The sequence below is a fragment of the Lentimicrobium sp. L6 genome, assembly GCF_013166655.1.
GTDB lineage: Bacteria > Bacteroidota > Bacteroidia > Bacteroidales > UBA12170 > UBA12170.
This window is the reverse complement of record NZ_JABKCA010000023.1, coordinates 48,390-59,203: the sequence shown is the minus strand read 5'-3', so window position 1 is coordinate 59,203 and position 10,814 is coordinate 48,390. Positions and strand designations below refer to the sequence as shown.

The 10,814-nt window shown below is 35.3% G+C and carries 12 protein-coding genes; 2 read left to right on the top strand and 10 right to left on the bottom strand.

Annotated elements, in window-relative coordinates:
- Positions 1–360: 360 nt before the first annotated feature.
- From HNS38_RS07845 to HNS38_RS07830, 4 genes are all read right to left on the bottom strand, one after another.
- On the bottom strand, positions 361–747 hold the full coding sequence (locus HNS38_RS07845) for a GxxExxY protein (RefSeq protein WP_172276463.1): 387 nt from the start codon (positions 745–747) through the stop codon (positions 361–363).
- Between the two features lie 181 nt (positions 748–928).
- The gene (locus HNS38_RS07840) at positions 929–1,399 is read right to left on the bottom strand and encodes a WbuC family cupin fold metalloprotein (RefSeq protein ID WP_172276461.1); all 471 of its coding nucleotides are present in this window, start codon (positions 1,397–1,399) and stop codon (positions 929–931) included.
- Positions 1,400–1,772: 373 nt separating this feature from the next.
- Positions 1,773–2,426: an MBL fold metallo-hydrolase gene (locus HNS38_RS07835; protein WP_172346249.1), complete on the bottom strand. Its 654-nt coding sequence runs from the start codon at positions 2,424–2,426 to the stop codon at positions 1,773–1,775.
- 68 nt (positions 2,427–2,494) lie between these two features.
- The gene (locus tag HNS38_RS07830) at positions 2,495–2,986 is read right to left on the bottom strand and encodes a hypothetical protein (RefSeq protein WP_172276459.1); all 492 of its coding nucleotides are present in this window, start codon (positions 2,984–2,986) and stop codon (positions 2,495–2,497) included.
- Positions 2,987–3,276: 290 nt separating this feature from the next.
- Here HNS38_RS07830 and HNS38_RS07825 point away from each other — a divergent pair, with 290 nt between their 5' ends.
- Positions 3,277–3,444 (top strand): hypothetical protein, encoded by a 168-nt coding sequence (locus HNS38_RS07825; RefSeq protein WP_172276458.1) that lies wholly within the window; start codon positions 3,277–3,279, stop codon positions 3,442–3,444.
- A 155-nt stretch (positions 3,445–3,599) separates the two neighbouring features.
- Here the strand turns inward: HNS38_RS07825 and HNS38_RS07820 are convergent, their stop codons facing one another.
- The 3 genes from HNS38_RS07820 to panB form a co-directional block, all read right to left on the bottom strand.
- Positions 3,600–4,178, bottom strand: coding sequence for a DUF2179 domain-containing protein (locus HNS38_RS07820; protein WP_172346248.1), 579 nt, complete (start codon positions 4,176–4,178; stop codon positions 3,600–3,602).
- Positions 4,179–4,420: 242 nt separating this feature from the next.
- Positions 4,421–5,635 carry an aminopeptidase C gene (locus tag HNS38_RS07815; RefSeq protein WP_172276456.1) on the bottom strand — a complete coding sequence of 405 codons (1,215 nt, stop codon included), beginning with the start codon at positions 5,633–5,635 and terminating at the stop codon, positions 4,421–4,423.
- 194 nt (positions 5,636–5,829) lie between these two features.
- Entirely contained in the window at positions 5,830–6,651 is an 822-nt protein-coding gene (gene panB, locus HNS38_RS07810; protein WP_172276455.1) for a 3-methyl-2-oxobutanoate hydroxymethyltransferase, read from the bottom strand.
- A 369-nt stretch (positions 6,652–7,020) separates the two neighbouring features.
- Here panB and HNS38_RS07805 point away from each other — a divergent pair, with 369 nt between their 5' ends.
- Positions 7,021–7,494, top strand: a complete 474-nt coding sequence (locus HNS38_RS07805; protein WP_172346247.1) for a hypothetical protein — start codon at positions 7,021–7,023, stop codon at positions 7,492–7,494.
- Between the two features lie 171 nt (positions 7,495–7,665).
- Here HNS38_RS07805 and HNS38_RS07800 read toward each other — a convergent pair whose 3' ends face one another.
- Genes HNS38_RS07800 through HNS38_RS07790 form a run of 3 tightly spaced genes read right to left on the bottom strand, consistent with a single transcriptional unit; the run spans position 7,666 to position 10,783 of the window.
- Positions 7,666–9,252, bottom strand: a complete 1,587-nt coding sequence (locus HNS38_RS07800; protein WP_172346246.1) for a T9SS type A sorting domain-containing protein — start codon at positions 9,250–9,252, stop codon at positions 7,666–7,668.
- 32 nt (positions 9,253–9,284) lie between these two features.
- The gene (locus HNS38_RS07795) at positions 9,285–10,067 is read right to left on the bottom strand and encodes an alpha/beta fold hydrolase (protein ID WP_172346245.1); all 783 of its coding nucleotides are present in this window, start codon (positions 10,065–10,067) and stop codon (positions 9,285–9,287) included.
- A complete protein-coding gene (locus HNS38_RS07790) occupies positions 10,064–10,783 on the bottom strand; it encodes a ThiF family adenylyltransferase (protein ID WP_216663663.1) in 720 nt (239 codons plus the stop codon). The genes HNS38_RS07795 and HNS38_RS07790 overlap by 4 nt, the downstream gene beginning before the upstream one ends.
- Positions 10,784–10,814: the final 31 nt, after the last annotated feature.

Genomic DNA, 10,814 nt, shown 5'->3' with positions numbered 1-10,814 from the left:
GTGTAGGGGAACGCTAATTTCCGCTAATTTGAATTGAATTTTGATTGTTGTGTAGGGGAACGCTAATTTCCGCTAATTTGAATTGAATTTTGATTGTTGTGTAGAGGAACGCTAATTTCTGCTAATTTGAATTGGATTTTGATTGTTATGTAGTGGAACGCTAATTTCCGCTAATTTAAATTGGATTTTGATTGATATGTAGTGGAACGCTAATTTCCGCTAATTTGAATTGAATTTTGATTGTTATGTAGTGGAGCGCTAATTTCCGCTAATTTGTATTGATTGTTGAGAAGGCGAATGCTGATTTTCGCGAATAGAGCTTGCTGGTTCGCATTAATAAATTGGTAGATGCTTTATTTGTTACATTCTCAATGTGTTCGCAAATCTTTTGATGGATATTTTTGGACTTCCAAAATTCACAAGTAAACCAAGCGGTTTGTTAGTAGCTTTTAGATAGTTTAGAATTTGAGATTCATGTTCTTTGCTTGTTTTTTCTACTGCCTTAATTTCGATAATGATATCTTCAAAGCATAAGAAGTCAGCGTAGAACTTTTTATTCAATATTTTGTTTTTATAAATGATATTCATCCCCAATTGTTCCTTAAATGGGATATTAAGTTCAGTAAACTCAAGTGCAAGTGCTTCTTGATAAACGGATTCTAGAAACCCTGGGCCAAGTTCATTATATACTGCAAAGAATGCTCCACTTATCAGGTAGCTTTCTTCTGGAAGGATGAGTTGATGCATGAGACTATTTTCAGGTAAAATTACGGATATTTATTTAAATGAGGATTATAGGCAAAGTATTAATCAAGTCATGATATGGGTTAATAAATATCTAATGATATTCCATATTTCACATCATTTTAAAATACAAGCAGCGATAATTAGCGTGCGATTAGCAGAAATTAGCGTTCCTTTTATTTTTTTAAAGACCAAGTTTATCAAGCAATCGCCGATTATATTCTTGGCAATCATCATCCCCTTCAGCAGGAGCCCATGTGGCGAAGTTTTTATCTACGCTAGGATCGTAGGGACCATCTTTTATCTCGTAGGCTACCGAACCTTCTTCCAAACAGATGAGTGTATGCCAGGAACCAATTGGGATTTCTCCTCCATAATTTCCTTTTTTGGGATCTAGTACGATATGATCTATGATGTTTCCCCTCTCATCGAACTCAATTAAAACAATTCTTCCTCGTAAAACAAAAAATGCCTCCACCTTATCCGGATCTTCATGTTTATGGGCTTGGATATAGGTGTCTGGTTCCATGGCATTGAGCATCCTCTGCAAAGTAGCAGCATCTTCTTTATGGAAATTATAATTCATTCTTCGTCTTTGAGAAGTTTTGGCCTTGGTCGAGTATTGAGAAATAAGGGCATCGTCTATCTTTATCATGTGTTTTTATTTTAAAGATAATGATATTTTTGAAATCTAACAGGAGGTTCAAGTAGATTGTTTTCTTGCTGTTTCATACCTTCTACTCCAAACTCTTTTGCGTTCTTTGCGATTTATCTTTGCGATTTCTTTGCGTGAAATAAATTGCACATCAGGAATAGATTCCTAGAAATTGGTTTTAACTTTAAGTACTTTAATACACTTTAAGTACTCTAAGTACTTCTCTTTTTGCATGAATTTAACCTCTTTGGAATTCATCTTCTAACCTTAACTAGTTTTCTTAAGTACTTCTAATATTATCTCCGAAGGCCTTTGATCTTTTATCCCGCAACTTTTAACTTTAAGTACTTTAATATACTTTAAGACCTTCTTTCTAATGCACCTCTCCAAAATGAAGAAATGGATTATTAGCTTGTTCATGAGCAATACTCGACTGTGGGCCATGACCAGGATAAACTACAAAATCGCCAGGTAATTGGAATAGCTTATTATTTATGCTCGCCAAAAGCACATCTAAATCACCGGTGGGCAAATCGGTGCGACCAATGCTTTCTCTAAAAAGAACATCTCCAGTGATGACGAATTTATCGCTATGACTCACAAAGCAAAGACTACCATCGGCATGGCCTGGTGTATTGAGGATTTCTAATTCACTATTCCCGAATTTAATGCTTTCTCCTTCATCAATAAAAATTTGAGGAGGGAGTATTTCTGCAATTTGCATTCCATAAACAGCAGCTTGTTTGGCCGCGTTTTCAGTAAATTGGATGCCGTCTTTATGCGCTGCATAATCCATCTGATGATGTTCCTTCAAAAATGGAGCTCCAAAACAATGGTCAAAATGACAATGGGTATTATAAACACCTTTAAGCGTTAATCCTTCACTTTGTAGAAGTCTAGCTATCACTTGGTATTCTTGTTCTGAACTAAAAGAAGGATCTACGATGATGGCCTCTTTGGTCTCGTCCCAAAGCACATAACAATTACACTGAAAAGGATTGAAAGGAAGTATTTTGATTTGAATCATTGTTTTAAATTTTTGACAAAAATAATAGTTTTTGCTTAGTGATGAACACTAATTATAAGGTCCTAAGATTATTCTTTCTCCAAAAGTTCAATTTGTTTTTCTAGCTCTGCTTTTCTATTAAAATCTAATTGATGAAAAGCTTCTTTACTCTTTTGGAAATCCATTAGCTTGTAGATGAAAAAAGCTATGAACAGAGCTGAAATTGTGATGTATAGAAAAAGAGGAGGTTGTTTTTTAAGGATTAATCCATTTTGATTTTGAATATAAATCATGGATGAGATGACCATAATCCCAATGGCATAGATAAAACTTGATTTTGTATCCTTTTTCTTTTTAATATATTCTTTTTCTAGGCTTGTAAACTCCAATACTTTTTCATCTAATTGATCGAGGATTTTATTTTTAGCCTTCTCCAGTTTTTCTTTATTGTATTTTTTTTGCTTGAGGATGGTAATAGTAAAAAGAATAGATTCGAATTCCTTTAAATTTCCTTGCTTAAGTAAGGAAATGAGCTCTTGATCTGTTTTTTCCTCTAGCTCTTTGAAAATACTATCATTCATACTTTGAGATTTTGGGTTTTATTATGAAGAACCAAAATTAGAGTAAAATGAGATAGGTCTGTATTTTTTTGTCAGATTCTCAAAAATTATGATTTAGGTAGCTCGTGACCAGAAAGATTTTAGAAGGGCCGTAAACGGTAATTTATTATTACCTTTATCTCGAGCATTAATATTAAATTATGTAAACTAAATCCCAAATAGCTACTACGTTTTATTGGTTAGGACATCTATTGGCCTTGGCATTTTATGTATTCTTGATTTTGCTTGATTTTAATATTAATTATTTTCAGATGTATGAGACGGAAGTAATTTCTTCAAAATCTTCTAATTGCACATATGAATACTGTGAAAATTTGAATAATGGTGGTTCTGTTGAACAATTAATAACAGGTTATCATGAAGGTGATGTTGCTCAATATTTACTAAAAACACACGCTAGAAGAACAGAGAATCAATAGATTTTTGCGGTAAAGTGGTTGGGTAATCACACTGAAATTATAGGTAATTTTAATAATAATTAGTTTAATAAAATTTATTTTGTAACTACTGATCGTGATTCGCTTTTTCATCATATAATTGAACCATTTGTTCATCAAGAATATATGATAGTTTTTTATTTACCCTTCTGGTTACGGCGAAAAAAGCTTTCCTTCTTTAAAGAATATCCTTGTTTTACCATCTTCACATCTTCTATGGTATAAAAAGCATTAGGATTGTTCTGGTTTAAGATTTTTAGAAAAACTTTCAAGCGGTTTCGCATGATTGTACTGAATACTACTTTAACTGGCTGATCCATACCTTCTGCATCGCTTATGGTCAGTCGATAGTCTGCTTCCCGTAATAAGGAGATAGTGGTTTCTGAGTCTTTCTGAAAGATGACTCTTACCATAACGTATCCTATAGATAGCTTTTGCTCTAAGTAAATTCCAACTACATTTCCTGTTGCAAATCCGCCAGCATAGGCTAAATAGCATAGGGCATTATCTAAGTGATTCATGATTTGACCAATAGCAATCAGCCAGATTAATGACTCCATAAACCCTGCAAAAAAAGCTGGGTATTTTAATCCTTTGGTGGCGAAGATAATTCTAAGTATACCAACAGATTGATCAAAAATTCGTGATAAAAATATCAATATGGGTAAGATGACATAAATAAAAATGTCCGAATTAAATAGGTCTGCAAAGTCCATGATAGTATGCTGCTAGTTTGAGTTATTAATTATAATTCTACTTGTGAAATATTTTTGCAAGAGTACAGTTTTCTTTAACATGATATCTAATTCATATGAAATTATTTCCATTCTATTTAATCTTCGTAAGCATCAGTATATCAGTAGTGTGTGATGATTGTTATTTACTCAGGCATCTTGTCAATAAAAAAAGGGCTCCACTAAAAAGTGAAACCCTAAAACTCAAATGTAGAAATCAAATACTATTTAATTCCCATTTTATCTTTTAATTCCTGTGGAATAGCATCTTTATGTACCAATACATCGATAGTCTTTAAAGCAACAAATGGCTTAGAAGCATAGAAGTATCCTACATAAGGACTTCCTTTTTCGCTCCAGCTATTCTTGACTTTGAAGAATAATTGTCCGTTTTGGTCTTTAGAAATCCCCGTTAATAACATACCATGATCGTCAGTAGTTTTATAGTTATCATACTGCTCTTGACGCATTTCTTGAGTGATAGTTTTTTCAGAAACTGGTTCATCAAAGCTATAAAGCATTTTGTTTTTTTCCTTAGCGTCCATCTTTTCCCATTTTTCGCTTTCCATACCTGCGATTTCTGGCTTGTCGGCATCAGGAACAATAGCTACACCATTTTTCCAGCTAAATCCTTTTTCACTTACATCGGCTCCCCAAGCTACTGAATATCCATTCATAATGGCATTTTCAATGATAGTCATCATATCTTCCATAGGTACATTATGAATTTCGTCTAACATCCAATTGTCTGGAACCTCTAGGATAAAGCTGCTATAAAATGGATGATGAGTATAAGAACCGATTTCAACATAATCACTCATGTCTAAATCTAAATATTCGGCATAAGATTTAGGAGTATATTCCACACCTTCTACTTCGAAAGTTTCAGGAACTTCACCTAAATAAGCATCTAAGATTCCATCAAAACCAGCATGCCAAGCTGTGCTTACTTTTTTGTTCTTGTTTTCAATTACTGTTTTTACGTAACCGTCTAAAAGAGCATCCATTTCACCATGAACGTGTTTTTCTTCACCATATTCTAATCCAGCATAGGCTATTTCAGGAACAGCACCATAGTTTTCGAAAACCCAAGTCACATCGTGAAAAGCTCCACCGCCACCAAAGTTTAAGTTCCCATGCCAACGTACCGTGTTAATTGCTTTTTGGCTATAAGCATTGCGTACTACGAACATTTCGGAAAGGTCAACCTTACCTTTGCCTGTTCTGATTAATTCAGTTTCTAAAAAGCTTAAACCGCTGAAGCTCCAGCAAGTACCAGAACGGTATTGGTTTTTAATAGAGGTAGTAGGAATGTCTTTTACCGCCGTAAAAACATAAGCGTCTTTTTTATCCTCTTCTTTGTCTTTTTTCTTGGCTATGGCAGGAAAAGCCAGCACTAAAGCCAAAATAATGATTGTAAAATGTTTTATATTTCTCATGATATTTAATTATAGTTTTATTCTATTTTTTCTTCATTATGTACCCTGAGCGGAGCCGAAGGTATATGGGCCTTATTTTTTGGTCACTTCGACAAACCTGCCTAGCTTCGTTGCCAGATAGACTCAGTGACCCAGTATTTTCTATATTTAACTTTAAATACTTTTATCTCTAAGTACTCCAAGTACTAGCCCTTTTAATACTGCTCTCTCTCGTTTGGAAATTCACCAGTCTTCACATCATTAATATAAGCTTTTACAGAGCCTTGAATTTCCTCACTTAAATTATGGTAACGACGTAAGAAACGAGGAGAGAACTTTTGAGTAATACCCAACATGTCGTGTAATACAAGTACTTGTCCATCGACTTCATGTCCGGCGCCAATACCTATAACAGGAATTTTTACCATTTTCTGAACTTTGGCTGCCAACGAGGCTGGAATTTTCTCCAGTACCAAAGCAAAACATCCTGCTTCTTCTAGTTTCTTAGCATCATCGAGAAGTTGCTGTGCTTCCTCCTCTTCTTTGGCTCTTACTACATAAGTTCCAAATTTATGTATGGACTGTGGAGTTAAACCCAAATGCCCCATTACTGGAATTCCAGCAGATAGAATACGGTTGACAGATTCTAAAATCTCTTGACCACCTTCCATTTTAATAGCATTTCCACCACTTTCTTTCATGATTTTAATAGCAGAGAGCAGCGCTTCTTTACTATTTCCTTGGTAGGTACCAAATGGCATATCCACCACCACCAAGGCTCTTTGTACGCCGCGCATTACACTCGATGCATGATAAATCATCTGGTCTAATGTGATTGGCAGTGTAGTTTTGTGACCAGCCATTACATTGGAGGCCGAATCGCCTACCAAAATAACGTCTATTCCAGCAGAGTCTAAAAGTGTAGCCATGGAATAATCGTAGGCAGTAAGCATTGAAATTTTCTCTCCTCTATGTTTCATTTCATTTAAAACGTGAGTAGTGATTTTTCTATAATTTGATTCTAAATATGCAGACATATTGTTTGTATTAGGGGGACAAATCTACGATTTATTCTTTTTGTTTCTAATCTCTTGAGATTTTTGCATGATATACGGGGACTTAATTCTTATGGGCTCCTTTGAGTTTATATATTCTATTTGTATTCCGTAATAATTTGATAGTTGAATTTAATGTGGTTATTTTTCTAAGCATATCATTAATCTAGGAGAAAAAAGAGAGATTTAATTCTGATTTATCAAATTTGAAATATGCTTTTAATCAATAGTAGCGCACGTTTAATAAATACAGTCAAACGCTTATTCATTTAATTAACCTTTTTAAGCCATAGGCAAATAAAATTGTAATTTCGCCATTATTATTCAATATCAATCTAAAAGATTTATCAAATGAAAAGAAAATTACATTTTTTGATTATTGTTGCCTTCTTGGGTGTATTTATAAGCTCATGTAAAAAGGATGAGGAAGTTACTCCAGTTGACCAACGTGACCAATGGATAGGTACTTATGTAGGAGAGACTAATGGTTCAATTACATTGACCATGGCGGGGCAAACTTCTACACAGCCTCTAAATGGTGATATAAGTTTTCAGATAAAGAAAGGAAACAATACTAATGAAATTTTAATGGTTGATGAAACAGAGGCCGTTAGAGGTGTTATAAGTGGTACTAGCGTTACCTTTGATCCGATGACCACAGAGCAGGTGCAAGATGGAGTGACCATTCAGCTTACTGCAAATACAGCAGGGACCTTATCGGGGAGTGTATTTAATTATAAAATGATTATTACTGGTCAAGGAGAATATTTAGGTGTTAATTTCCCCATTGAAGGAATAGCAACTACCGTTGCAACTAAGCAATAGAATATCATTTTGAGATAAAATAAAAGGGTGGTTTCTAGTTGGAATCATCCTTTTTAGAAATAGCCAATGGGTGATTATTTCATGTTATTAGTACTGAAGTATTGACCCCTGATAGTGACAGGAGAGTTTGAAGCTCACCTATATCTACCGATCTGTGCATATAAAAGATTCTTAATGAGCCATTAACTTTGAAACCTTTATTCTATTTGAATTCTTTTCCAGAGCTTTCAAAAAATATAAACCTGAATTTAGTTTAATGATGGGTAGCGAAATTTGGTGTTTACCTTGGCTGTAATCTTGCATTGGGATTCGAACTATTTCTTTACCTTGACTATCTGTTATGGTAAATTCTAACTCAGTTTGTTCCAGAATATTCAAATTGATTATTGAATGATCAGTAATGGGATTCGGAGAAACTGATAGTTCCAATTTATTAATGGTTCCACTTTGGATTCCCGAATTCCCTTGGTTTTCATAGCAGCCCATGTCAATCTGGTCTTCCTGAATCCTTAATTGGCCTGCTAAATCCGTATGTGGAAGCAAAAGTCCAGTGGTGTCTGGAGTTCCTGTATTCACAGAGGGGGAATCTCCATGGGGGCTGAAAGGAAAATCACCTGTTCCCACAAACTGAGGGTCAAGGTCAATATTATTATCGTATATGATCAGGCCATTTCCAACACCAGAACCCGTAAAATCTTCAAAACCACCTTCTATATTATTATAATAAAATTCGGGAGCTGAATATACATCATACACACAGACTTGTGGACCTTCTTCGCTGCTGATGGTATTATTCCATATAATGCAGTTCTTGATAATGGGATTGGCTCCCGCATTAATATGAAAACCTCCACCATAAATGGAACTATTATTTACTACAGTATTATTTGTGAAAAGCGTATGGGCTTCTAAAAATGCAAGGGCACCCCCAAAAAAGGTGGAGCCATTATGATCAAAAAGGTTGTTTACAACAGCTTTGCCTGCTTTTGATCGAATACAACATAAGCCTCCACCAATGGCACTGAAATTATTATAAAAAATATTGGCCTCAATATCTGGGTCTGAATATTCAAATGATAAACCACCTCCGGTGCCTGTGGATGAATTTTTTGCAAAATAGTTTCGGCAAACTATTGCATTAGAATATTCGAGGCAAACGGCACCACCGTAACCCCATTCAATAGATGTGCCACCTGCATTATCGAGAAACATACAATGTTCTATTTTGATATCGGAATCTCTGCAATAGATGGCACCTCCGTTTTTATAGGCGATATTGTTTGAGAATGAGCAGTTTGAAAACCGGATTCGGTCAGATTTATTAATGCGGACCGCACCTCCATACCAATAAACAGAATCTGTTGATACTGCTTTCCCATAATTAAATTTGCAGAATTCAAAAGTAGATGAATCGTTGTTTGGGCTAATTTGCTCAAACCAAAAGCCAGCCCATGAGCCCTCATTAGTTTCAAGATTATATAGGCCTGTAGTATCCGAAACAAAAAAGGAGATGGAATCATTTGCTAATCCATTGGCCTGTATCTGTCCTGAAATATTAAAAAAATAATAGCCATCAAAAATGACCTTTACACCAGGGTTGATGGTAAGGATTTGATTGTTAGGTATTAGTATATCATCAATGACTTGAACGGTGTCCGCATTCCATGTTCCGGAAACATTTCCAGAAACTTGAATAATGCTTGCTCTTATTGATACTGTAAGGATAAGGAAAAAAGAAAATAGAAATATTGTCCTCATTTTTTTGTGTTTTGAGCAAATTTAGAATTTAATCACAAACTAGCGTTTGATTCATAAGTTTTTTTAAAAAAATCCATTACCAGCTTCTTGATTTCACTAGGTTTTTGAAAATGAGGGATATGGCCACAGCTGGGAATAAGATGGGTCTCGGCAGAAGATAAATCCCTAATAATCTTCAATTGTTCAGGACTTCCATATTCATCATCTTCTCCTTGAATGGCTAAAACAGGACATTTTATTTGCTTCAGCTCAATATTCATGTTCCAAGATTTGAATGCTGGATCTATCCAAGTATCAGACCAATGATAGAAAACCCAATCGGTTTTATCTCCATGATGTTTTTGTAGGGGTTTTCGGATTTTATCTTGATAAATAGCTCTGATTTTCCGAATTCCTTCTACGCTCATGTTTTCAATAATCACATGAGCGGCTTCAGATATCACACTTAAGCATTTTTGAGGATGGTAGGCAGCAAATAATAGGGCGATGGTAGCACCATCCGAGTGACCGAAAAGGTGACAAGTCTCAATCTTTAGTTGTTCGAGCAGTTTAGGTAAAATAGTTTGGGCCTCATAGCGAACATAATCATAGGGATAATTCTGAGGAACTGGTGATGATTTTCCATACCCACTGCGATCGTATACCAACACGTTCATGCTTGTTAATTCAGAAAACTCTTCTGGCAAATTCTTCCATTGTGCCACCGAACCTAATCCTTCATGCAGAAAAACTAGATATTCTGCCTCCTCTGATTTTTGAAAAAGCTCATAATAGATTTTTTGCCCATTTATATTTCCGAAGCCTGCTTTTTTCATTTCGAATTCATTAAATCTCGAATGACTATGCTCGACAAGAAATTACCAAAGATGGCAGGCATATAACTAATGGTTCCTACTGTAGTCTTCTTGTTTTGTTCGCCTTCGGTGAGAATGACTGCCGATTCGTCTACTACTTCAGGAGAAAAAACCACTTTTATTCCTTCATAAACGCCCAATCTATGGAGCCTTTTTCTAAGGATTCTAGCCAATTTATCATTATATGATTTGGAGATATCAGCTATCTGAACTTGGCTGGGGTCTACCTTTCCACCAGCACCCATTGAACTAGCGACTTTCAACTCTTTTTGTAGACAGTGGTAAAGTAGAAATATCTTAGGAGATAAGGTATCTATGGCATCTACCACATAATCATAGGGATGGTCGAGGAGTTCTTCCATCCGCTCATCTTTAATGTATTCGTTTATGGTGGTGATTTTTAAATCCGGATTGATATCCAGTAGCCTTTGTTCCATGATTTTAGCTTTAGATTGATCTAAAGTACTTACTAAAGCGGCCATCTGTCGGTTTCTATTGCTTTCAGAAACAGCGTCGCCATCTACTATGGTCACTTGTCCAACCCCTGCACGCACTATTTGCTCAGCAGCATAGGCTCCAACTCCTCCGAGTCCAACAATCAATACATGACTATCATGTAATTTCTTTATTTTTTCTGCTCCTAAAAGCAGAGCAGTTCTTTCTTGCCAGTCCGACATTATTCTCCAATAAATTTATAATATTAGGGCA

Coding starts and splice junctions, on each gene's coding strand:
- HNS38_RS07845 (WP_172276463.1), bottom strand. CDS start 747: ATGCATCAACTCATCCTTCCAGAAGAAAGCTACCTGATAAGTGGAGCA.
- HNS38_RS07840 (WP_172276461.1), bottom strand. CDS start 1,399: ATGATAAAGATAGACGATGCCCTTATTTCTCAATACTCGACCAAGGCC.
- HNS38_RS07835 (WP_172346249.1), bottom strand. CDS start 2,426: ATGATTCAAATCAAAATACTTCCTTTCAATCCTTTTCAGTGTAATTGT.
- HNS38_RS07830 (WP_172276459.1), bottom strand. CDS start 2,986: ATGAATGATAGTATTTTCAAAGAGCTAGAGGAAAAAACAGATCAAGAG.
- HNS38_RS07825 (WP_172276458.1), top strand. CDS start 3,277: ATGTATGAGACGGAAGTAATTTCTTCAAAATCTTCTAATTGCACATAT.
- HNS38_RS07820 (WP_172346248.1), bottom strand. CDS start 4,178: ATGGACTTTGCAGACCTATTTAATTCGGACATTTTTATTTATGTCATC.
- HNS38_RS07815 (WP_172276456.1), bottom strand. CDS start 5,635: ATGAGAAATATAAAACATTTTACAATCATTATTTTGGCTTTAGTGCTG.
- panB (WP_172276455.1), bottom strand. CDS start 6,651: ATGTCTGCATATTTAGAATCAAATTATAGAAAAATCACTACTCACGTT.
- HNS38_RS07805 (WP_172346247.1), top strand. CDS start 7,021: ATGAAAAGAAAATTACATTTTTTGATTATTGTTGCCTTCTTGGGTGTA.
- HNS38_RS07800 (WP_172346246.1), bottom strand. CDS start 9,252: ATGAGGACAATATTTCTATTTTCTTTTTTCCTTATCCTTACAGTATCA.
- HNS38_RS07795 (WP_172346245.1), bottom strand. CDS start 10,067: ATGAAAAAAGCAGGCTTCGGAAATATAAATGGGCAAAAAATCTATTAT.
- HNS38_RS07790 (WP_216663663.1), bottom strand. CDS start 10,783: ATGTCGGACTGGCAAGAAAGAACTGCTCTGCTTTTAGGAGCAGAAAAA.